Raw genomic sequence first — 22,629 nt, 5'->3', positions numbered from 1 at the left:
ATACAGCATTTTCTATTTCCTATTTAAAAATGAAAACCTTTACATTTGCCGGTCTATAAAAAACTTGTTCTGAAACTACATGGTTAAATTCGACCGCTTTACACTGAGCAATGGCCTGCGGGTAATTGTTCATGAAGATCATACAACACCCATGGCAGTGGTTAACATCTTATATGATGTTGGCGCGCGCGATGAAAATCCCGAACAAACCGGATTTGCCCACTTATTTGAGCATCTCATGTTCGGCGGCTCTGTAAACATTCCGGTATATGACGAGCCTCTGCAGCGCGTGGGCGGCGAAAACAATGCCTTCACCAGCAACGATATTACCAACTACTATATCACCTTGCCGGCCGCCAACCTTGAAACAGCCTTTTGGCTGGAGAGCGACCGCATGCTGAGCCTGGCTTTTAGCGAAAAAAGCCTGGAGGTGCAGCGTAACGTGGTAATGGAAGAATTTAAGCAGCGCTACCTAAACCAGCCTTATGGTGATGTTTGGCTGCGCTTGCGCCCGTTGGTTTACAAAAAGCATCCATATCAATGGGCCACCATTGGTAAAAACCTGGAGCATATTGAGCACGCTAAGATTGAGGATGTAAAAGCTTTCTTCAAAAAGCATTACACACCCCAAAATGCCATTATGGTAGTAGGCGGCGATGTTACTACCGAGCAGGTTAAAGAACTGGCCGATAAATGGTTCGCCTCTATTCCGGCAGGCCAAAAGTACTATCGCAACCTGCCCGAGGAGCCGGATCAGCATGAGGAACGCCGCGAGGTGGTTACTGCCAAGGTACCGTTAAACGATGTTTACATTGCTTTCCAGGTGCCGGCACGTACCGATGGTGATTACTTTGCACTGGATCTGATATCAGACATTCTTTCACGCGGGCAGTCATCACGCCTGCACCGTGCGCTGGTACGCGAAAAGCCATTGTTTAGCGAGATACACGCTTACCTCACCGGCAGCTTTGATAAAGGCATGCTGGTGGTAGAAGGCAAACCGCTGGAGGACGTGAGCATCGAACAGGCCGAGGCCGCCATTTGGGACGAGCTAACCAAGCTTTGTGATGCCCCCATCCCTGAAGATGAGTTGACCAAAGTGAAGAACAAAACCGAAAGCACGATGGTGTTTGCCGAGATGGCCCTGCTGGATAAAGCCATGAACCTGGCTTACTTTGAGCTTTTGGGAGATGCCGACCTGTTTAACCAGGAGACAGAGAAATATCTGGCTGTAACGGCCGATGAAATTCAGCAACAGGCCAAAACTGTTTTCCGTAAGGATAACTCGTCAACCTTAATTTACCTGGCCGAAAAATAAAAGCTTCATGTTAAACAGAACAACAGCGCCTGAATTTCAGGCCATCGATCATATTAATCTTATAGAGCCGGGCCATACCGTGCTGCCTAACGGCTGCCAGGTATACTGGTTTAATTCTGGCGACCAGGAACTGGTGCGTATGGAGTGGATTTTTGGTAACCTCCGTTTTGATGTAGCTAAACCGCTGCTCAATATGGCAGTAAACACCATGCTTACCGAGGGTACAAGCACTTTAAGTGCAGCCGAGATTGCCGATAAGATAGATTATTATGGTGCATTTTTACAGGCCGAGTATGGGTACGATCAGTCGAACCTTACTTTGTACAGCCTTAACCGCCACCTGGATCATACGCTGCCGGTTATATTGGACGTTTTAACGGATAGCCAATTTCCTGAGAAAGAATTGGATACCTTTATACGTAACCAACAGCAAAAACTGCAAGTGAGCTTGCAAAAGAACGATATACTGGCCCGCCGCGCTTTTAACAAAGCCGTTTATGGGAACAGTATATATGGCCAAAGTGCCGAAGCTGCCGATTACCAGCAATTGCAACGCGCCGATATGCTGAGCCATTTTAAGCAAATGTACCAGCCTGCCAATTGTACCCTGGTTGTGGCAGGCAAAGTTGATGATGATACCTTGCAGCGCATTACAAGCGCCTTTGGCAGCTGGACTAATACCGCCGAACAAGCCGATACTACGCAGCCGCTATTAACACCACAAACTGAGCGCTTTTATTTTACCGAAAAGCCAGATGCCCTGCAATCGGCCATACGCATGGGCATACCCATGGTAAACCGTGCTCACCCAGATTTTCCGGCCCTGCAGGTGCTCAACACGGTACTGGGTGGTTACTTTGGTTCGAGGTTAATGAACAACATTCGTGAGGATAAGGGTTACACCTATGGTATTGGATCGGGCATATCATCGCTTAAACATGGCGGCGCATTTTTTATTGCTACCGAGGTTGGCGCTGATGTTTGCCGTAGCGCCGTAAGCGAAATTGAGAAAGAAATAAACCTGCTAAAAACAGAACTAATCTCAGAGGGTGAATTATCACTCGTGCGCAATTACATGTTGGGTTCGTTGCTGGGTAGTCTGGAAAATGTTTTCTCGCACGCCGATAAATTCAAGAATGCCTACTTCTCTGGCTTAACATACGAGTACTACACCCGTTACACCCATATCATTAAAACCGTTACCGCCGAAGAACTACGCCAACTGGCCAACCAGTACTGGAACTTCGATGAGTTTTATAAAGTGATTGTAGGTAAATATTAGGCGAATCAGAAGGTACATTTTCTATTCGGATTTATCATCAATAAACAAGGGCTGCCAGGCAGCCCTCGATTATATGATAAAGTTTTGCATTGCTCCGTTCTAACCATCTGTAAGCAAGAGTCAGTTTGTTAACTTTGTATTAAGCATTGGTTAATAGCGCATATCGCCCCCAAGGGAATATCACCATATGTTATAAATTGAATTAAAATGGTAAGGAATTCTTTCCGCCTCAACACTATTGGCGTTGAGAATGAGTACCAAACAACGGCAGGATTATGCATTTACCTTTACGCCTGCTTATTTACAATATAGTTGGTACATTTGCCGCCAAAATAAGCGCTAAAGGCACTCCTAATCCTGCATGAAACAACATTTGCAACATCCTGTATTTACGGTAATATCGGCACTGGCGGCTGAGCAGCAGGTACAGGCCTATGCTATTGGCGGTTTTGTGCGTGATATTTTTTTACACCGACCCTCTAAAGACATTGATATTGTGGTGGTAGGCAACGGCATAGCCTTTGCCGAACAGGTGGCCAAAAAGCTGCACGTAAAAGTTTCGGTTTTTAAAAGCTTTGGCACGGCCATGCTTAAGTATCAGGATATAGAGGTAGAGTTTGTTGGGGCGCGTAAGGAATCCTACCGTGCACAGTCGCGCAAACCGGTGGTAGAAAACGGCACGCTGGAAGATGACCAAAAGCGCCGCGACTTTACCATTAACGCCCTGGCCATAGCCCTTCACGGCGATGAATTTGGCAATTTGATAGATCCGTTCGGCGGCATGCAGGATATGGAAAAAAAGCTCATTCGCACACCATTAAACCCCGAAGAAACCTTTTCGGACGACCCCCTGCGTATGATGCGTGCCATACGCTTTGCCGCCCAGCTTAACTTTATTATTGATGCGCAGGCCATTGAAGCTATTAAGCTGAACAGAGAGCGCATACATATTGTATCGCAGGAGCGCGTTACCGATGAGCTGAATAAGATCATCCTCTCACCCCTGCCCTCCATTGGGTTTAAATATTTGATGGATACCGGCTTGCTGAAACTTATTTTTCCGCAGATGGCAGCCTTATATGGGGTGGATTTTGTGAACGGCCGGGGCCATAAGGATAATTTTTACCATACCCTGCAAGTATTAGACAACATATCGGCCACTACTAATGATTTGTGGTTACGTTGGTCGGCTATATTGCATGATATTGCCAAGCCGGCAACCAAACGTTTTGAACCGGGCCACGGCTGGACCTTTCATGGCCATGAAGACCGCGGCGCCCGAATGGTACCTAAACTGTTTACGCAGTTAAAGCTGCCGCTTAATGATCGTATGAAATTTGTGCAAAAACTGGTACAGCTGCATATGCGGCCTATCGTTTTAACACAGGATATTGTAACCGATTCGGCCGTGCGCCGTCTGTTATTTGAGGCAGGTGACGATATTGAATGTCTGATGTTGTTATGCAAAGCAGACATTACCACTAAAAATGAGTACAAAGTAAAAAAGTACAGGCAAAATTTTGAGCTGGTACAGCAAAAATTAAAAGATGTTGAAGAGCGCGACAAAGTGCGCAACTGGCAACCTCCTATAACCGGCAACGATATTATGCTACTATTTGGCCTGAAAGAAGGCCGGGAGGTGGGTATTATTAAAAATCAGATTCGCGAAGCGATACTGGAAGGTGACATACCTAATACTTACGAGGCTGCTTTAGCGTTTACGATTTTAAAGGGTCAGGAAATTGGCTTAAAAGTTGTGGAAAACACAAATTAAATTAAAGAAGTAATTAAACACACAAAAATTAACCTTATAAAATGGCACTATACCGGTTCAGGGTAACTTTCGAAGATTATGATGATGTGAGCAGAGAAGTTGATATCAAATCGACTCATACCTTTGCCGACCTGCATCAGGCTATTCATCAGTCTATCGGTTACAGCCCTGATTATTCGTCTTCTTTTTACATCAGTAACGACCAATGGACCAAGGGCGAAGAGATAGCTTTTAAACCTAGCGAACGTAAGATAAACCGTGGAGTTGCATTAATGGAGAACTCAAAACTGAGCAGCTTTATTGATGATCCGCATCAAAAATTTTATTACACCTCAAACTTCGACCGTCCCTTTGATTTTCATGTGGAGCTGGTAAAAATTCTGGATGAAACACCGGGTGTTACCTATCCTGCTACAGTAAAAAGCGCAGGCGAGGCACCTAAGCAGTTCGGTAACGTTTACAACCCAACTGCAGTTGCACCTGTAAATGAAGATTTTGATTTTTTGAACGAAATGGAATACAACCCTGAGGAAACCGAAGATTTTACCGAGGTAACTGACACGGGTGTAGACGCAGAAGAGCATGACGAAACCGAAAGCAATGACGAGGAAGACGAGTTTGGCAGCGAATTTTCGGACAATGAAGGTTTTGACGAAGACGAACGTAGCAGCAGCCGCGGCCGTGGTGGCGACGATTATTAACATACTTTAACTTTTTTATACAAAAGCAGTTGCTGTGCAACTGCTTTTTCTGTTTAAGAGAATGATTATGGTGTGACAGAGATTTGTAAGGCTTGGCTTTTGCCTCCTTTGTGTACATGAAAAAGCAACAGCAAACTAAAGAGCTTGATGACTAAAAATTTAAGCGTTGCGTCGCTTTTTTATAAAAGCTACCACCTGCCGCAGAGATTGCTTAGTTCTCATAATTACACAAATGTGATACGACCTTAAAAAAGCGCTCAAAACAGCGTTAAGCTTAAAAACAGCTGTTTTGTGCAACGCTACTCATGAAATCCTTACTTTTGCAACAATTATAAAGCTTCACATTTTATGACCAGCAGCCCCTACCTCATTAGTATAGTCGGCCCAACGGCCGTTGGTAAAACTGCTGCTGCCATAGCGCTTGCACGTTATTACCAAACCGAAATCCTATCAGCCGACTCGCGCCAATTTTACCGCGAAATGAGCATTGGCACGGCTAAGCCCACACCCGAAGAACTGGCTGCAGCTAAACATCATTTTGTAAATTCGCACAGCGTAAACGAACCATTCAGCGTTGGAAATTTTGAGCGTGATGGTTTGTCGGCATTAAATGAGCTGTTTCAAAAGCATTCTGTTGTAATTATGGCAGGCGGCTCGGGGCTGTATATTAAAGCCATTACAGAAGGGTTTGACGAATTGCCCGGCATTGATCCATCCATCCGTGAAAAGCTTAACCTTCAGTATGCCGAACAAGGCATTGCTATACTGCAAGAAAAGCTTCAGACGGTTGATCCAGTTTACTACCAGCAGGTTGATCTGAATAATCCCCAACGGCTAATACGCGCACTGGAGGTATTCGAGAGCACAGGCGCGCTTTATTCATCATACCGCAAAGGCAGCTACAAGCAGCGGCTTTTTACCAGCATCAAAGTTGGCCTGGATATGCCGCGCGAGGAATTATATGACCGCATTAATAAACGGGTGGATGATATGATTGTTGATGGGCTGGTGGCCGAAGTGCAGCAACTGCTCCCCTACCGTCATCTCAACGCACTGAACACAGTAGGCTATTCTGAAATTTTCGATTACCTGGACGGTAAAACTGGTTTACCTGAAGCCATTGCGCTTATTAAGCAAAACACCCGCCGCTTTGCCAAACGCCAATTAACCTGGTTCAGAAAAGACAAAGACATCCAATGGTTTAAACCAAACGATGTCTCTGCTATGATTGAATATATTGATAAAATTATTGCTGGTTTAAGCGCTTAATACATTCTTCTAAACTATGGCGCCAGTAAGGTATCTCTATATTAAAAGTTGATTTTACTTTAGCCTTGTCCATTACTGAGTAAGTTGGCCGGGTGGCTGGTGTAGGGTATTGTGCAGTGCGTATTGGAGATACTTTAACTTCTGTGCCCGATATATCGAAAATAGCCATAGCAAAATCATACCACGAAGTTACCCCTTCATTACTATAGTGGTAAATACCGTATTGCTTATTGTCATTGCTAATGATATGTAAAATACATCCGGCTAAATCAATCGCATAGGTCGGTGTACCCACTTGGTCGGCTATGATGCTGAGCTGATCCTTTTCGGCCCCCAAACGCAGCATCGTTTTCACAAAGTTATTGCCGTACTCTGAGTAAAGCCAGCTGGTGCGCAATGTATAATGCGCTGGTAAAACCTCAGCAATAGCTTGCTCACCTTCTAATTTTGTTAAACCATAAACACTAACCGGATTAGCAGCATCCTCTTCGGTAAGCGGATCGGGGCTGCTTCCGTCAAAAACAAAATCAGTTGATACATGCACTAAGGTAGCCGCATACTTTTTACATAGCTTAGCTAAATTAGCAGCACCATCTTTATTTACCTTACGAGCCGTATCTACATCACTTTCGGCTTTATCAACTGCGGTGTAGGCAGCGCAATTAATGGCGTACTGTGGTTGGTACTTGTTAAAAAGCTTATCCAAGCCAGCTTCATTCAAAATATTGGCCTCGTCCTCGCCCGGGAAAACGATTTCGGTAATTTGCTGCTCATCAGCTACTTTTTTTATACAATGTCCTAACTGGCCTGAAGCGCCGAATACCAATATTTTACTCATACATCAATTATTATTAACGCAACTAATATAGCAAATTACCTATAGCCGTTATTTATTAAGTTCTTTAAATAGCTAAACTGTTGATTAGCAAGGGCAGTAGATCAATTGTTATTGCTCTTTTTTTGAAAATTACTGATGGCAAAAAGATGAAAATGATATTTGCTTGACCGTTAAAATTTTATAACATCTTAATAACCCTGTTTTGTAAGGATATATTTTTGCCCTTTAAAACAATATTTTTACTAATGATTAGTTATTATCTTAGTTTGCGTATAAAAACGCTTATTTTATTATATTTTATCATTGTCATACAAATTATTATTATTATTGTAATGAATTAAGTTGTTTTTTCATTAAGTTGCAAGAAACAATATTAATCTTAACTGGTTAAATAACCTTTAATTGGTTGTAACTTTAAAGGCTTTTGTGTTCTACTTACTTTGCTTATGGCAGTATTTGGTTCATCAGCTAACAACAGGGTGAAACCTTATTCCGATTACGTTTTGAAAATAATTGCAAGATCAATGAACATTAAGTTTTCTCAGATTGCTATCACTCTTTCAGCAGCTTTGGCTATTACCGCTTGTAAAAACAACAAGCGTCTGGAAGGAATGGATAACATTTCGAAATCAAAAGTGTCAGTGCAAACACTAACACCAATGGCTCCGCATGGTATGGTGTATGTACCCGCAGGTACTATAATTGAGCGCGAATTGGTAACTGATACCGCAATGGCGGTAGATACAGTGCCAAAAACAGTAACTGTAAGCGCCTTTTTTATGGATCAGACCGAAGTGACCAACAAACAGTATCGCATGTTTGTGGATTGGGCAGCAGATTCAGTTGCCGTTACCGATTACTTGAAAGATGAAAAATATTTCCAAAAAATAGGCAAAGCCCCTAAAGCTATTAAAAGAGGTAAGGGTGCAGCTGCAGTTGATGTACCTGTTTTTAGAGATACTACCAAAAGGATTGACTGGGGAAAAGTTGGTAACAAACCCCTTTGGCAAAGCAATGACCCTGTTATTAAAGGCTTTTTATTAGGCAAGCTTTATACCATGGAAAACGGCAGGCCAACGTTAATTAAAGATGCCGTAAAATATCGTTACACCCGCCTTAACGTTACCCGGTCAGGTGTAACCAGTTACATTTCTGATACCGTTTCAGTTGTGCCTGATACCAAAGTATGGTCTACCGATTTCCCTAACTCTCAAATGGAGATTATGGATAATAATTACTATACCAACGGCGGTTATAATGAGCATCCGGTTGTAGGTGTAACCTGGAAACAAGCCCGTGCTTATACCGACTGGCGCAGCAAAATGGTTTATGCAAGTGCCGGAGACCGTGCCCTGGCTAAACAATTTAACTTAAAATTCAATCTGCCTACTGAGGCCCAATGGGAGTACGCAGCTTCTAAAGATATGAAGCCTGAAGACTTTGATAAGCTTTCAACAGTGAACCTGAAAGACAAAAAAGCCAAAAAGAAGGTTGATGCACTTGCGGTTAATTTTAAGCAGCAGGAAGGCGATTACCGCCAGGATGGCGCCACTACAACCATGCACGTAAAATCATATGCTCCTAACTCAGTTGGCTTGTACAACATGATGGGTAACGTATCTGAATGGACACTTGATGCATTTAGCCCTTCTTACAAAGAACTGGTGCATGATTTAAATCCGGTTTTACTTTATGATGCTGCCGACACTGAAGCAGAAGCAATGAGAAGGAAAGTAGTAAGAGGCGGTTCATGGAAGGACAATGCTAATTTATTAACTCCATCCACACGCAGTTACGAAATACAGAACGTAGCGCACTCGTACATCGGTTTTAGATGTGTGATGCCGGCACCTGATATTGTTATTGAGCAAACTAAGACCCGTAAATTAGCTAAAAACTAACTAATTAAAAACGTAGCCGTTGCAAGCATTGCATTGCAACATAAAAATGATCCAAAATGAAAAATTCAGCACGTAATATAAGTATAGCTGCCCTGTGCCTTTTAGGTGCGGTATTAGTTAGCGAGCCTTCTTTTGCACAAAGGAAAAAGGCAAAAAGCACCAAGTCCCGTACAGTAAAAACTAAACCCAGAACAAGCACGGCTACCCAATACCCATCAGCCAACCTGTCAGAACAAAATGCCGCTAACACAACGGCTCCAGTGAACACCACTGCCTCTGTACAAACTGCAGTAAAAGATTCGTTACCAACCGACTCTTTACCTCCAATGGACGGCTACTACAGAAATGAGATGTTCAACAATGCTAAAGCATTTAACTATCCGGCCATCAACTCACGCGACGTTAAGTTTTACAAACGTGTTTGGAGAGATATTGATATTAATGATCCTAAAAATTCCCTTTTTAACACCCCAGGAGCAACGCTTGCTGATATTGTGTTAGAAGGTCTTAAAAAAGGAAAGCTTACTGCTTACGAGCCCAGTGCAACTAACAACGATAGCACTTTTGCAAGGCGCTTAAATGTAAACAACGCCCTGTCAAAGTTACAGGACAGTGCTATGGTTGATCAGTTTGATGCTAACGGTAACAAAATTGGCTCAAAGATGGTACTGAACGACTTCAATGCCGCCCGTGTAACTAAATTCAGAACTAAAGAAGATATTTACTTTGATAAAAAACGTTCAATGGTGGTTACCCGCATTATCGGTATTGCGCCGTTAATGTCTATACAGGCGGGTGGCGCTACTGTTGGTGAAGCTCCCGCTTTCTGGCTGTATTTCCCTCAGTGCCGCGATTATTTTGCAACAAAAGACCTTTCAGATCCGGATCGTAACTTATATGACACCACTCTGGACGATATCTTTGTTCAAAGAAAGTATTCCAGCACTATTGTACGTGCAACTGGTTCAGCAACAAACCGTGCAAATACCAATACACTGGCTTCTACCGCTGGCTTGCCAGGTGGAGCAGGGTTAGACTCTTTAAATAAAGTAAATACAGGTGAGACAGCTAAATTAGTTGAAGGCAAGATCCAAAACTTTAAAGCCAATACCTGGAGCTATAAAATACAAAAAACACCTACTGAGGCAGAAAAGAAAGCACAAAAAGCGGCTGAAAAACAAGCGGCAATTGCAGAAAAGAATGCCAAGAAAGCAGCTGAAAAGCCAGCTAAGACCAAAAAGTCTTAACAAAATAGATATTACTTAAAAGCGTCTCAAATGTATTTGAGACGCTTTTTTTTTGCTAAGCGCAGCATTGAATATAAACAAAAATGCAACCTTTTATCAGTTGCCACGTATTGCTATTAAATTAATATTTAGGTATCTTTAAGGGCGCCGCTATCTAATTTTCCGATACTTCAAATACACTTTCCGATCAGCTGTATCGACATAATTTGCAAAATACACACTACATATTTATGAGTAATGACATCCAATCCTTTTTGAAAGAAGGTGCCAGATTTGAGGACAAAGGAAAATACATTGAGTTTCCTATACTGAGGCAATCTGAATCTTTAAAAGCGAATGCCTACTATTTTGGCAACTTTGAATGGGCTGAAGAGTACCTTACTTATTGCCACCGAAGCGAAACATTTAAGAACAGGTGGTTAGCTGCAACGGGCGACTGGACCGGTAAAACAGTAATAGACATTGGCTGCGGACCTGGCAACATTCATGCTACTATACAGGGCAAACCCAAGCATCTAATTGGTATTGATGTGGCGCCTAAGTCGTTAGAATTAGCAAACGATTTGGGATACACAGCCGTTTTGGCCGATGCTAACAACTTGCCGTTTAAAACAGGAATTGCTGACATAGTAACTTTGAACGCAACCCTGCACCATACAGAGAATATTGACTCTGTACTGAAAGAAGCAGCAAGATTAGTTAAGCCCGGCGGCGTATTGGTAACCGACCACGATCCCCAGCGCTCAGCCTGGGATTATAAAGGTCCTGCCTTGTTGTTATGGAATGCACGCTTGCTCTACTATCGCTTAATTGGCTACAGCTTTCATAAGTCGCCAGAACAGCAGAAGTGGGCATTAGCTTGCGAAACTCATCACAAACCGGGTCATGGCGTAACCAAGGAGCTGTTTGAAAGCATTTTAGAGCCGCATGGCTTTCAAGTTAATGTTTACCCACACAATCATGAATTGGGGAAAGAAGTGTTGGAAGGAAAAACGGGACCGGTAGAATTTAAATACAAGTTGGGCAACATCCTATCGGGCAGAAACCCTAATACAAATAAAAGCGCTTTAACCTTAATGTGCGTTGCACGAAAGAATTAATTCAATAAATAAAAAAAGGCCCTGTTGTAACAGGGCCTTTTTTTATTTATTGAAAGCGTCGAACTCTTTGTGTTCGATGATATGCTGAGGGAGTGATTTGAAGTACTCGTAGGTGATCTTCAGTCCTTCCTGGCGTGATACCTTGGGCTCCCAGCCCAATATGGCTTTGGCCTTGGTGATGTCGGGCCTTCTTTGCTTCGGATCATCCGTTGGCAGCGGCTTGGAGATGAGCTGCTGGTTGGTACCGGTCAGCTTGATGATCTCCTCTCCAAATTCCCTTATAGTGATCTCATCAGGGTTACCAATGTTCATCGGCTGTACGTAATCGCTCAAAAGCAACCTGTAAATGCCCTCCACCAGGTCATCCACATAGCAGAATGCCCTGGTCTGGCTGCCGTCACCGAACATGGTCAGCGGCTCGCCTCTTAAGGCCTGGCCAATGAAAGCCGGCAGCACCCGCCCGTCGTTCAGGCGCATCCTTGGTCCGTAGGTGTTAAAGATACGTACAATGCGGGTCTCCACCCCGTGGAAGGTGTGGTAGGCCATCGTAATGGCTTCCTGGAAGCGCTTGGCCTCGTCATACACGCCTCTTGGTCCTACCGGGTTTACGTTGCCCCAGTATTCCTCCGGCTGCGGGTTTACGTTCGGGTCGCCGTACACCTCCGAGGTGGAGGCGATCAGCATCCGGGCACCTTTGGCCCGGGCCAGTCCTAAAAGGTTATGCGTGCCCAGCGAGCCTACCTTAAGCGTCTGGATCGGGATCTTTAGATAATCGATCGGGCTTGCCGGTGAGGCAAAGTGCAGGATGTAATCCAAATGCCCCGGTATGTGCACAAACTTGGATACGTCATGGTTATAAAACTCGAACTGCTCAAGCTTGAACAAATGCTCGATGTTCTTCAGGTCGCCCGTAATGAGGTTGTCCATACCGATCACCCGGCACCCTTCTTTGATAAAGCGGTCGCACAGGTGCGAGCCCAGAAAGCCTGCCGCTCCGGTAATGAGTACTCTTTTGCCTTTTATGTCTTGGTTCATAGTGGTTATTGGTTATACTTCATGGTTCATAGACCACGGTTCATCGCTTTTGTTGGTTGATGATCAATATTGGGTAGCATATCGTTTAAACGAGAAGTTCTTCTCACTTTATGTACCATCAACTATAAACCATCGAACGCAACTACTTCACTTCCTTGCGTCCAATAGAGTTATAGTAAAAGCCGCAGTCGATCATCTTGTCCAGGTCGTACAGGTTACGCCCATCAAAGATCACCTTGGCTTTCAAAAGGCTTTCTACCTTGTTAAAGTCCGGCGTGCGGAACAGTGACCATTCGGTCACGATCAGCAGCGCATCGGCGCCTTCCAGTGCTTCGTACTGGTTTTCGGCATACTTGATCTTATCACCGATCAGGTTCTCGACATTTTTCATCCCCTCGGGGTCAAAGGCGGTTACCGTAGCGCCGGCTGCTACCAGGGCATCGATGATGTACAGGGCCGGTGCCTCGCGGATATCATCCGTCTCGGGCTTAAAGGCCAGGCCCCACAGGGCAAAGTGCTTGCCGGCAAGTTCGCCGTTATAGTATTTCTTTACCTTTTCGGTCAGTACCGTCTTTTGGATCTCGTTCACTTCCATCACCGAGTTGAGGATCTTAAAGTCGTAGCGGTTCTCCTGGGCCGATTTAGCCAGGGCCTGTACGTCTTTAGGAAAGCAGCTGCCGCCGTAGCCAATGCCGGCAAACAAAAAGCGTTTTCCGATGCGTTCATCTGCCCCGATGCCTTTGCGCACCATATCCACGTCCGCTCCTACCAGCTCGCACATATTGGCAATCTCGTTCATAAACGAGATCTTGGTGGCCAGAAACGAGTTGGCCGCATACTTGGTAAGCTCTGAGCTCCGCTCATCCATAAAGATGATGGGGTTACCCTGGCGCACGTATGGGCCGTAAAGCTCGCCCATGAGTTTGCGTGCACGTTCATCAGAGGTGCCTACCACTACGCGGTCGGGCTTCATGAAGTCTTCTACAGCTACCCCTTCTCTTAAGAACTCAGGGTTGCTCACCACGGCATATTCCACCCCGGGTGCTGCATGCTGCTGCATAACGGCCGTTACCTTATCTGCCGTGCCCACCGGTACGGTTGATTTGGTCACGATCACTTTATAATCGGTCAGCAGTTTGGCAATGTCGCCGGCTGCACCCAGCACGTAACTGAGGTCGGCTGCGCCGTCGCCGCCCGGAGGGGTAGGCAGGGCCAAAAAGATGATCTTGGCCTCCCCGATGCCTTCGGCCAGGTTGGAGGTGAACGACAGGCGTCCCTGGGCGATGTTGCGGTGAAACAACAGCTCCAGTCCTGGCTCATAGATGGGCAGCTGACCTGCCTTCATCATCTCTACCTTCTTTTCATTGATGTCTACGCAGACCACCTCATTGCCCGTCTCTGCCAAACAGGTCCCCGTTACCAATCCCACATAGCCTGTCCCTACTACCGCTATTCTCATATAATATTGTTCTAATTATAAATTTTTATTGTGTTACTGTATGTTTTGTTAAAAAGTCCTGGTAAGCTAACCGGATACCTTCTGGCAGGTCTATTGTATGTTTCCAGCCCTTACTGTGCAATTTGGAGACATCCATTAACTTGCGCGGGGTACCATCCGGTTTCGAGGTATCAAAGGTAATCTCTCCTGGATAACCCACGGTTGCTTTAACCAGCTCCGCCAGCTCTTTTATAGACAGGTCTTCACCTGTCCCTACGTTTACTAAACCAGCTTCGTTGTAATTCTCCATCAGGTAATAGCATGCTGCAGCTAAATCATCGGCAAACAAAAACTCTCTTTTAGGCGAGCCGGTTCCCCAAATGGTAACCGAAGGTAAACCTTGCTCTTTGGCCTCATGAAACCTGCGGATCATGGCTGGCAAAACATGCGAATTCTGCGGATGGTAATTATCGTTATAACCGTACAAATTGGTTGGCATAACCGAGATATAATTACAGCCGTACTGTGCACGGTAAGCATCACACATTTTTATACCGGCGATCTTAGCTATAGCATAAGGCTCATTGGTGTCTTCTAACGGGCCGGTAAGCAGGTAATCTTCTCTTAAGGGCTGTGGCGCCATTTTAGGATAGATACAACTGGATCCCAGGAACATCAGCTTTTTTACGCCGTTGAGGTGAGCCGATTGAATGATATTATTCTGTATCTGTAAATTATCGTACAAAAACTCAGCCCGGTACGTGTTATTAGCTACAATACCACCCACCTTAGCGGCTGCCAAAAACACATAGTCAGGCTTTTCCTGTTCAAAAAACACAGCTACCGCTTCCTGATTGCGTAAATCAAGCTCTGATGAACCGCGCGTTACAAAATTTGTAAACCCTTCCTGCTCCAACTTGCGCTTTATAGCCGACCCCACCATTCCGCGGTGACCGGCTATATATATCTTCGCTCCTTTTTCCATCACGAAGCCTATTCGAACTGGTTTTTGATTTGGTAACCTGAGTCTTTCAGCAGTTTTTCACGTTGGAACAGGTCTACGTCCATAGCCACCATCTCAGCCACCAAACCTTGCAGGTCATACTTCGGTTTCCAGCCCAGCTTGGTCATTGATTTAGTTGGGTCACCAATCAGTAATTCTACCTCCGTAGGACGGAAATACTTAGGATCTACAGCTACCACTTCGGTACCTGCTGCAACCTGAAACTCCGGTTTTGAGCAGCTTACCACATAACCTTTTTCCTCTACACCTTCGCCTTTGAATTCAACCTCGATACCCACTTCGGCAAAAGCCATGCGCACAAAGTCGCGTACATAAGTGGTTACACCGGTGGCTATCACAAAGTCTTCAGGTGTTTCCTGCTGCAGGATCAGGTACATTGCCTCCACATAGTCTTTGGCATGTCCCCAGTCGCGCTGTGCATCCAGGTTACCCAGGTAAAGCTTGTCTTGCAAACCCATGGCTATCTTGGCTACCGCACGGGTGATCTTACGCGTTACGAAGGTCTCACCCCTGAGCGGACTCTCATGGTTGAACAGGATGCCGTTACAGGCATAAATGCCGTAGGCTTCCCGGTAGTTAACCGTAATCCAGTAAGCATACAGCTTGGCTACGGCATAAGGGCTTCTGGGATAGAAAGGCGTCGTCTCACTTTGCGGAACGGCTTGTACCAAACCGTAAAGCTCGGAGGTGGAAGCCTGGTAGATGCGGGTCTTTTTTTCTAATCCTAAAATACGGATAGCCTCCAGCAAACGCAGGGTACCGATACCATCGGCATTGGCTGTATACTCGGGCGTATCAAAGCTTACCTTAACATGGCTCATCGCACCCAGGTTATAGATCTCATCGGGCTGTACCTGCTGGATGATGCGGATCAGATTGGTGGAGTCAGACAAATCGCCGTAGTGCAAAACCAGGCTGGGATGTAGTTCATGCGGATCCTGGTACAGGTGGTCTATCCTATCAGTGTTGAACAACGATGAACGGCGTTTGATGCCGTGTACTTCGTAGCCTTTTTCCAGTAGTAACTCTGTTAAATAGGCCCCATCCTGACCTGTTATCCCTGTTAGTAGTGCTTTCTTCATGCGTATAATCTGAGTGAAGTTATGTTATATTTTAATTATTTTTAGGTAAATCCAATTCAAAAACAGGAGATTTATTTACTACCTGATCAATTAGAATACCCATTACATTATCAATATTGAGATACTTAAGTGCGTACTGCCGGGCATTATTACACTTTCTAATCGTCTCTTCTTTATTGTATCTTAATTGCAAAACTTTATCAGCTAAAATTTCGAAATTCTCAGGCTCAATAATATAACCTAAGTCATATTTATTCACAATGTTGTATAAAGAGCTTCCGGCAAGGCAAGTTACAATACATGTACCACCAACGGCTAATATAGTAGTGAGTTTGGATGGCATTACTAAATCACTTGCATTTGCTTTTTGCAGAACCAAATGAACATCAGCCAGATTCAAAAACTCATTGAAACTTTCTTTACCCTGCACAGGAACAAAGTTAATATTACTTAAGCCTTTCTCCCTGGCTATTTCTATCAACCGTTCTTTGTAAGGGCCTGATCCGCAAATTATGAATTTTACCTGGGTTTCCTGCTTTAGTATTTCGGCTGCAAATATTACGTTCTCGAGTCCTTGCTTTTCGCCTATAGCTCCTGAATAAAGTACAATGAGATCATTAGGCTGATAGCCCCACTTGAGCTTTATTTTGTCTTTTTCAGATATCGGAAAAAAGTACGAAGTATCGGCCCAGTTAGGAAAAAGTAAAACATCTTTGTCAACCTTCGCTTTTACTTTATCAACCATACCTTCAGATATAGTACTTATGTAATCCACCTTTGACAGTAAGTTATACTCAATTTCATATAACTTATCTAATAACTTATTGCTGGATAGCATTCCAAGGTCTTGAGCAGCCTCAATCTGCATATCTTGTATATGGTAAAGTAGCTTTCCGCCACTATAATTTTTCACCATTAACCCCAGGTAGGCCAAATGAAAAGGTGGAGCAACAGTTATTATCAAATCAAACTTCTTTGATGATAACAGCAACTTAAAAATTACCCAAGATTTAAAAAACCAGAATGATATATCTTGAACCATTCGGCGCTTTCCTGTAGGACGGGTGGGAATATAAGACGGACAACGATAAACGGTTACCTTGGCATCACTATCAGGATAATCTATGATTTCTTTTTTATACCACCTGTTGCTGTAAGGGGCCTGTACTTTCCACTGTGGGTAATATGGAAACGTAGTTATAACCGTACAGTCATAACCGTTTTTAGCCAACCATTCTATCATTTCGCCGTTATACTTCCCTATACCAGTAGGCTCGGGAGAAAAGTTATGGCTAATTAATAGGATTTTTTCCCTTTTCATTCAAGATAGTTTGATTCCGGCTAAGACAAATTAATTGTAAATATATAAAATATTTGCAAACAAGTTAAAAATACAGACTATTTCTTACAGATAACACAATCATCGTATTTATAATATACAAAATTATTAATTTATAGTAAAATGTAAATATTAATTCTACCACCTGTATTTAACAAAAGCGGCAGGATTTCCCCTGTAAACTCCGTTATCTGCTAAGCTATTTGTAACTACGCTTGATGCAGTAATTACAGCGTCGATTCCAATCACAACATTAGGCCCAACAAAGCAGCATGCACCAACCCAGCACCCGTCTAACAACGTAATAGGCCCATTACGATACGGCATAGAAGGGTCTTTATAATTATGATTTCCGCCGCATAAAAAGGCTCTTTGCGAAATACATACGTTATCACCAATAATTACCTTTTCAAAATTTAAAATGTATGCTTCTTCACCAATCCACACATCGTTACCGATATCCAGCTTCCAGGGAAAATGAATATTGATACGAGGTTTTAAAATCACCCTGCTCCCAACTCTTGCACCGAAAGCCTTCAATAAAAAAGCCTTAACGCTACTTGGAAAAGGCAACGGTGAAAGGAAAAAAATGACCTTAATAAGGTACCAGCACACTTCCTTAACTTTGCCGGTACCTCTGTTAAAGTTATTTGCGTTAAAGTCCTTTAAACTTACTTTGGAAACATTAGGTTGTGCATCTATTTCCATTATAGCTTTTTATCTTTCAGCTTTTCTTCTTCAATTAAGCGCAGCGCCAGGAGCATTTCAACCATTGTGCGTTGCAAAGTATAATGCCAGCCAGCCCAACCGTCTAATATTAATCCTTTCACAAAAAGCGAATAGAAAAACACGATGAACGGCGCCAATATTTTGTTTTTACGTATTTTAGAACTAAAAGATACCTTGTCATTGGCAGTATTTAACAATTTATTGCATTCTTTTATCGAATAGCTGTCCTGGTTGCTTAACCAGCGGCTTAATGATTTGCGGTCGTCATGCAAAATTGGGTTTGCAAACTCACCAGTTTCACCATTTATTCTAAGCCTTTGCGTATGGCCGTCATCGTAATAGATACAGTCGGCTTTTTTAAACAGAACAGGACGGGGTGTTGTATTATCCTTTCGCAAAGGCTTGCCAAATACCAAAAAAGTAAAATTCGATAAGTAGGCCGACCGGTTATCCTGCTTTATGAACGTTAGTATCTCTTCACAAAAGGCGGTAGTAAGTACATAGTCAGCATCGAGGCTTAACATCCATTTGGCATTGGCTAATGAAAGGCCGTAATTCCACTGTGTAGCGTGCGTATCAAACTGGCGTTGTACAAGCGTAACGTTTGGGTAAGAATTGGCAATGTTAACTGTTTCGTCGGTACTGAAGCTATCAACAATTATGATTTTACCGATCCAGGTTAGCTTATCTAAAACTCGTTTTAAATTAGGCTCCTCGTTTTTTGTTAAGATAACAGCTTGTAATATATCTGCACTCGTATTTTCCATGTATTATGCTTTCAAATATAAGCAGCCTATTTATTAATTCTTTATTTAATGATATTGTCAATTGCCTGATATAATTTGCTTATAAGCATGTATATAACCGGCAATAAGCTTTGATTCGGCAAACACACCGTTTATGATTTCCCGGCCATTGCGGCGAATATGCTGCCGCTTTTCTACCTGACTCTCAGCTTCTGTAAGCTTTGCGGCTATGTCATCAACCGTTAAGGTGCAAACCCAACCGGCATCGTTATTCTTAACGAAGCCTGCTAAAGCTACATCTTCAGAAATAAGCACAGGAGTGCCCATGTGCAATGCCTCCACCACTACATTGGCAAAGTTTTCATTGAAAGAGGTTAAGACAAATAGATCGGCCTGCAAGAGTTCAGTGAACTTATCCTCCCTCGATTTCCATCCCAGCCATTCTACGTTATGACTTATATTTAACTGTGTTGCCAAGGCTTTTAGTTGTGCAATATAATCTGCGTCCCCGTCGCCGGCAATCTTAAGCTTAACCTTAAAGTTAAATTGACTAATGGCTTGAAACAGTATTTCAAGACCTTTTTTAGGGTGTATTCTTGATAAAAACAACAATGTGAACACATCATTTTCCTGGCGTACAATGTCCGTGCCCGGCAATGATAATATGTTAGGCATCACAAAACCCTGCCAACCAGGTATAAGTGCCCTGCACTCCTGATATTCTGCATCGGCTGTGGCATGAAAGTGCGTTTTTTTCAGCAAGCTATAGCCAAATAATTTGTGCATAAGCTGTTTGGCTTTACTGCTGCCGGATGTAAATATATAATTGCTCAGCATACCCCTGGGTGCAACGATTACTTTTGCCTTTTTCATTAAGCAAATTTTTACGGCCACCATAACGAGTATATTCCACCAGGAATGAATATGTATTACATCGTATTGCTTGGCTGTTTGGTACAGTGTACGCCAAAGTGCCGGCGATACATGCGTTGGATCTTTAGTTATGCGCTTAAAATACGTTACCTGCACACCATCAACGTTCATAGTCTGGCCTGGCGCTATGTCAAGCTCAGTTGGCCCGTTTGCTGTTGTTGTATACACATGTACGGTATTCCCGTCTGCAGCTAATCCTTCACATAAACGTGCAACCGACTCAATGGGGCCGCCATACACGTAAGCGGGTTTGTAAGAAGGTACGATGTGTAAAATTTTCATAGTATGACAGGCAGTCTTTAGTTACGCCTTGTTAAGTAATTCCTTGTAAATTTCTTCAATCTGGTTAAGTGCTTTAGCCGAACTGAACCTGCTGCCGTTGTTTAGACCGTTATTAATTACCTGTTCCAGCTCAGAGGGCGATAGATTAATTACCTTATTAACTACCGCGGCAGCTTCTGTAGCCCATAAATTGCCCACATTGCCAAGCCTTTTGCGTGGGATATAAAATGCAGCGCTGCCGCCCACCTCGGTCATAGGCGCTTCGTCGGTTGTAATTACCGGGCAGCCGGAGGCCATTGCCTCGGCTATAGGCCAGCCAAATCCTTCGGCTAATGACGGAAACAAAAAAACACTTGCGCCATTGTAAGCCCACTTTATAAAATCATCGGTTCTGCTACTGAGTAGATGAATATCTTTTTGATAAGGCGAGTTGCTCCATTCTGACAGTAATGCGGCATTAGCCTTAGCGCCCACCATAAGCAGCGGCAAGCTTTGATTATAAGCTTTACGCCAGGCATTATATATTTTAATGACACCAACACGGTTTTTGTACCATTGATTTCCACCTATGTGCAGCAAGTAGCCAGCCTGGGTTTGTATGCCGGTTTCGCGCTCAATCAAACTTCTTGCTTCGTCCCTGTTTTGCGGGCTGAAGTTTTGTGTAAGGCCGTTATAAACCATTTTTGAATGCCGTGGCATGTAGCCTAACATTTGGTGCAAATCCTGCCGCGTGTTGTTCGATACGGAAATGAAATTTTTCCCTTGCTTGTACCCATCCCCTATAAACTTTTGATATTTTTTACCCGTACTGCTTGTTGGATTTTCGGGTATGTGTCCAAGCGCCGACTTTTGAGCTAAAAAATCATGACAGTGAATTACGTGCGGCAGGTGAGCCACCAAAGGCACCCAGGGGCCTAAGGCATGATCTGCAAACACAAATAAGGTATTAGCCGGTAAAGCTTTTAAACGTGCCCGTGTTTGTGAAGGAAATACCAGGTACTGATCAATATAACCCAGCCATTTTTTTAGGCTTGCTGGTACCGGCACCTTGTAAAACAAAGCCTTAGGAGTCCAAACCTCTACCTCGTGACCGCGTTGCTGCATACCTTCAGCCAAAAATTTAGCAAAACGAGGCATGCTTTGTGAACCCAGAAAAGGTGGATGTGTAAAGAGAACTATTTGCATTAAATAAATATATCAGACGGTACTTACAGGTTGTGGTTTTTTGGCTACAACCTTCCTTGGCTCATTAGTTGCGGCTATAACCAGCCCTATGGTTAGCACACTAAAACCCAAAGATGTAGGCTGCGCCCAGTTACCCTGCGGCCCCAATAACAAGCTCACGGATAACAACGTCCAGGGCAGCACTTCTCCGGTAGCCAGTTTACTATAAGCCATTTTAAACGTTTTTATACTGAGACTGGTGCGAATAATGAGTGCAATGATACCCAGTATAAGCCCCATTTCAGCAATCATCCTGCCTACCTCGCCCTCTGCAATACCCGAGGTAATAATACCCGTTGTTAGCTTACTACCTACGTTGGTTAGCAAGCCTATACCGAAGCCGAAAATCGGGGCGTCTAACGCCGAAGAAAGGGGCGTAATGATATCTCCTAAATAACGGTCAACCAGCGTACCCTCCAATCCGCCTTCGCTATTACCGGCCGATTCAAAACGATGGGTAAATGCCTCAGTAGCCGTTTGGAAAAAGCTCAGCTTGCTCAATATCATCAAAAGCAGAAATAAACCTACACTGGCCGCTATCACTTTCCCGATATACTTTGGCTTACGGGCCGAGGCCAGTACAACAAACAATGCTACCACACAAATGGAAAAAAGCAACGCCCGGCTTATAGAAAGCGGGATGGATGCAACGAGGCAAAACGTGGCTGCCAACAATACAATGCGGTTTATAAGTTTTTGATTGAGCCAGAAATAAAATACATAGCAACTTAAAAAAGTATAAAATAACGACACGCCATTAGTGAACGAGAAAGTGCCCGGCGGGCGGAAATACCCCATCGCACCGGAGAAGCCTCCGCCTTCATCACCGCCAACTGCGCGGTTAACCCAGGCCGACTGCGGACTGTAGAACTGGGCAGTTACAAGCACAGTCATGGGCAGAGCTATCCATAAGGTTGCTCTGCCGATTTCTATAACGTCGTTCTTGTTAAAAACCCTTCCTATCAGGAAAATAAAAGGCAGATAGAACAAAAAAGTCCTGGCTCCAAATAAGGCGACAAGTATGTTTCCGTGCCCAAACAGCACCGCCGTAAAAATACTGATCACGCCAATTACAACAGACGTGCTGATGTAGTTAGATTTAGGTAAGATGCCTAATTTATTTGCTTTGTACATAGCCCAAATTACAATAGGATCTCGTACCAGCAAAAGCGGTGTTGCTAAAAAGGGTAAAACCCATTTACGCAATGCACCTTCAAAAATAAGTAACAGGAAATAACTCCATAGCGCAATCTTTAACGATCTGTAAGGATCGTTCTTTTTAGCTGCATTTTGCCTTACTTGCCGCGCTACAGCTGGTTTACCTATATACTTTATTTCTTCAGCCATTCCATATCATTTAAGTAAAT

At 43.8% G+C, this 22,629-nt stretch carries 19 protein-coding genes; 8 read left to right on the top strand and 11 right to left on the bottom strand.

What is annotated here, in order from left to right:
• Positions 1–79 precede the first annotated feature (79 nt).
• The 5 genes from ABDD94_RS06445 to miaA all read left to right on the top strand — a co-directional run bounded on the left by ABDD94_RS06445 (position 80) and on the right by miaA (position 6,344).
• A complete protein-coding gene (locus tag ABDD94_RS06445; protein ID WP_345955144.1) occupies positions 80–1,318 on the top strand; it encodes a pitrilysin family protein in 1,239 nt (412 codons plus the stop codon).
• 7 nt (positions 1,319–1,325) lie between these two features.
• Entirely contained in the window at positions 1,326–2,600 is a 1,275-nt protein-coding gene (locus tag ABDD94_RS06440; RefSeq protein WP_345955143.1) for a pitrilysin family protein, read from the top strand.
• Between the two features lie 361 nt (positions 2,601–2,961).
• Complete coding sequence (locus ABDD94_RS06435; protein ID WP_345955142.1) at positions 2,962–4,374, top strand: HD domain-containing protein; 1,413 nt, start codon at positions 2,962–2,964, stop codon at positions 4,372–4,374.
• 41 nt (positions 4,375–4,415) lie between these two features.
• On the top strand, positions 4,416–5,075 hold the full coding sequence (locus tag ABDD94_RS06430; protein WP_345948356.1) for a hypothetical protein: 660 nt from the start codon (positions 4,416–4,418) through the stop codon (positions 5,073–5,075).
• Between the two features lie 348 nt (positions 5,076–5,423).
• Positions 5,424–6,344, top strand: a complete 921-nt coding sequence (gene miaA / locus ABDD94_RS06425) for a tRNA (adenosine(37)-N6)-dimethylallyltransferase MiaA (RefSeq protein ID WP_345955141.1) — start codon at positions 5,424–5,426, stop codon at positions 6,342–6,344.
• Here miaA and rfbD read toward each other — a convergent pair.
• Positions 6,322–7,182, bottom strand: coding sequence for a dTDP-4-dehydrorhamnose reductase (gene rfbD, locus ABDD94_RS06420; protein ID WP_345955140.1), 861 nt, complete (start codon positions 7,180–7,182; stop codon positions 6,322–6,324). The two genes, miaA and rfbD, sit on opposite strands and share 23 nt — an antisense overlap.
• Positions 7,183–7,706: 524 nt before the next feature.
• Here rfbD and ABDD94_RS06415 point away from each other — a divergent pair.
• The 3 genes from ABDD94_RS06415 (at position 7,707) to ABDD94_RS06405 (ending at position 11,430) form a co-directional block, all read left to right on the top strand.
• The gene (locus tag ABDD94_RS06415) at positions 7,707–9,083 is read left to right on the top strand and encodes an SUMF1/EgtB/PvdO family nonheme iron enzyme (RefSeq protein ID WP_345948359.1); all 1,377 of its coding nucleotides are present in this window, start codon (positions 7,707–7,709) and stop codon (positions 9,081–9,083) included.
• A 56-nt stretch (positions 9,084–9,139) separates the two neighbouring features.
• The gene (gldN, locus tag ABDD94_RS06410; protein WP_345955139.1) at positions 9,140–10,330 is read left to right on the top strand and encodes a gliding motility protein GldN; all 1,191 of its coding nucleotides are present in this window, start codon (positions 9,140–9,142) and stop codon (positions 10,328–10,330) included.
• A gap of 230 nt (positions 10,331–10,560) precedes the next feature.
• Positions 10,561–11,430 (top strand): class I SAM-dependent methyltransferase, encoded by an 870-nt coding sequence (locus ABDD94_RS06405; RefSeq protein WP_345948361.1) that lies wholly within the window; start codon positions 10,561–10,563, stop codon positions 11,428–11,430.
• Between the two features lie 42 nt (positions 11,431–11,472).
• Here ABDD94_RS06405 and ABDD94_RS06400 read toward each other — a convergent pair whose 3' ends face one another.
• The 10 genes from ABDD94_RS06400 to ABDD94_RS06355 form a co-directional block, all read right to left on the bottom strand.
• Positions 11,473–12,453 carry a UDP-glucuronic acid decarboxylase family protein gene (locus tag ABDD94_RS06400; protein ID WP_345952085.1) on the bottom strand — a complete coding sequence of 327 codons (981 nt, stop codon included), beginning with the start codon at positions 12,451–12,453 and terminating at the stop codon, positions 11,473–11,475.
• Between the two features lie 154 nt (positions 12,454–12,607).
• Positions 12,608–13,924, bottom strand: a complete 1,317-nt coding sequence (locus ABDD94_RS06395; RefSeq protein ID WP_345948362.1) for a UDP-glucose/GDP-mannose dehydrogenase family protein — start codon at positions 13,922–13,924, stop codon at positions 12,608–12,610.
• Positions 13,925–13,949: 25 nt separating this feature from the next.
• Positions 13,950–14,888 carry a GDP-L-fucose synthase gene (locus ABDD94_RS06390; RefSeq protein WP_345955138.1) on the bottom strand — a complete coding sequence of 313 codons (939 nt, stop codon included), beginning with the start codon at positions 14,886–14,888 and terminating at the stop codon, positions 13,950–13,952.
• 8 nt (positions 14,889–14,896) lie between these two features.
• A complete protein-coding gene (gmd, locus tag ABDD94_RS06385; RefSeq protein ID WP_345955137.1) occupies positions 14,897–16,009 on the bottom strand; it encodes a GDP-mannose 4,6-dehydratase in 1,113 nt (370 codons plus the stop codon).
• Positions 16,010–16,040: 31 nt separating this feature from the next.
• Entirely contained in the window at positions 16,041–17,330 is a 1,290-nt protein-coding gene (locus ABDD94_RS06380; RefSeq protein ID WP_345955136.1) for a WcaI family glycosyltransferase, read from the bottom strand.
• A gap of 156 nt (positions 17,331–17,486) precedes the next feature.
• Positions 17,487–18,056, bottom strand: coding sequence for a WcaF family extracellular polysaccharide biosynthesis acetyltransferase (locus tag ABDD94_RS06375; protein ID WP_345955135.1), 570 nt, complete (start codon positions 18,054–18,056; stop codon positions 17,487–17,489).
• A complete protein-coding gene (locus tag ABDD94_RS06370) occupies positions 18,056–18,844 on the bottom strand; it encodes a glycosyltransferase family 2 protein (protein WP_345948367.1) in 789 nt (262 codons plus the stop codon). The genes ABDD94_RS06375 and ABDD94_RS06370 overlap by 1 nt, the downstream gene beginning before the upstream one ends.
• 57 nt (positions 18,845–18,901) lie before the next feature.
• Entirely contained in the window at positions 18,902–20,038 is a 1,137-nt protein-coding gene (locus tag ABDD94_RS06365) for a glycosyltransferase (protein ID WP_345955134.1), read from the bottom strand.
• Positions 20,039–20,059: 21 nt separating this feature from the next.
• Entirely contained in the window at positions 20,060–21,175 is a 1,116-nt protein-coding gene (locus tag ABDD94_RS06360; protein ID WP_345955133.1) for a glycosyltransferase, read from the bottom strand.
• Between the two features lie 60 nt (positions 21,176–21,235).
• Positions 21,236–22,609, bottom strand: coding sequence for a hypothetical protein (locus ABDD94_RS06355; protein WP_345948370.1), 1,374 nt, complete (start codon positions 22,607–22,609; stop codon positions 21,236–21,238).
• Positions 22,610–22,629: the final 20 nt, after the last annotated feature.

It is taken from the genome of Mucilaginibacter sp. PAMB04168 (genome assembly GCF_039634365.2).
Classification (GTDB): domain Bacteria; phylum Bacteroidota; class Bacteroidia; order Sphingobacteriales; family Sphingobacteriaceae; genus Mucilaginibacter.
This window is presented reverse-complemented; position numbering and strand designations above follow the sequence as displayed.

Excerpts from the sequence above, each read along its gene's own strand:
- ABDD94_RS06390 (WP_345955138.1), bottom strand. The coding sequence starts at position 14,888 with ATGGAAAAAGGAGCGAAGATATATATAGCCGGTCACCGCGGAATGGTG.
- ABDD94_RS06415 (WP_345948359.1), top strand. The coding sequence starts at position 7,707 with ATGAACATTAAGTTTTCTCAGATTGCTATCACTCTTTCAGCAGCTTTG.
- ABDD94_RS06395 (WP_345948362.1), bottom strand. The coding sequence starts at position 13,924 with ATGAGAATAGCGGTAGTAGGGACAGGCTATGTGGGATTGGTAACGGGG.
- ABDD94_RS06445 (WP_345955144.1), top strand. The coding sequence starts at position 80 with ATGGTTAAATTCGACCGCTTTACACTGAGCAATGGCCTGCGGGTAATT.
- ABDD94_RS06375 (WP_345955135.1), bottom strand. The coding sequence starts at position 18,056 with ATGGAAATAGATGCACAACCTAATGTTTCCAAAGTAAGTTTAAAGGAC.
- gldN (WP_345955139.1), top strand. The coding sequence starts at position 9,140 with ATGAAAAATTCAGCACGTAATATAAGTATAGCTGCCCTGTGCCTTTTA.
- ABDD94_RS06355 (WP_345948370.1), bottom strand. The coding sequence starts at position 22,609 with ATGGCTGAAGAAATAAAGTATATAGGTAAACCAGCTGTAGCGCGGCAA.
- ABDD94_RS06365 (WP_345955134.1), bottom strand. The coding sequence starts at position 20,038 with ATGAAAATTTTACACATCGTACCTTCTTACAAACCCGCTTACGTGTAT.
- ABDD94_RS06360 (WP_345955133.1), bottom strand. The coding sequence starts at position 21,175 with ATGCCTCGTTTTGCTAAATTTTTGGCTGAAGGTATGCAGCAACGCGGT.
- rfbD (WP_345955140.1), bottom strand. The coding sequence starts at position 7,182 with ATGAGTAAAATATTGGTATTCGGCGCTTCAGGCCAGTTAGGACATTGT.
- ABDD94_RS06430 (WP_345948356.1), top strand. The coding sequence starts at position 4,416 with ATGGCACTATACCGGTTCAGGGTAACTTTCGAAGATTATGATGATGTG.
- miaA (WP_345955141.1), top strand. The coding sequence starts at position 5,424 with ATGACCAGCAGCCCCTACCTCATTAGTATAGTCGGCCCAACGGCCGTT.
- ABDD94_RS06380 (WP_345955136.1), bottom strand. The coding sequence starts at position 17,330 with ATGAAAAGGGAAAAAATCCTATTAATTAGCCATAACTTTTCTCCCGAG.
- gmd (WP_345955137.1), bottom strand. The coding sequence starts at position 16,009 with ATGAAGAAAGCACTACTAACAGGGATAACAGGTCAGGATGGGGCCTAT.
- ABDD94_RS06405 (WP_345948361.1), top strand. The coding sequence starts at position 10,561 with ATGAGTAATGACATCCAATCCTTTTTGAAAGAAGGTGCCAGATTTGAG.
- ABDD94_RS06440 (WP_345955143.1), top strand. The coding sequence starts at position 1,326 with ATGTTAAACAGAACAACAGCGCCTGAATTTCAGGCCATCGATCATATT.
- ABDD94_RS06435 (WP_345955142.1), top strand. The coding sequence starts at position 2,962 with ATGAAACAACATTTGCAACATCCTGTATTTACGGTAATATCGGCACTG.
- ABDD94_RS06370 (WP_345948367.1), bottom strand. The coding sequence starts at position 18,844 with ATGGAAAATACGAGTGCAGATATATTACAAGCTGTTATCTTAACAAAA.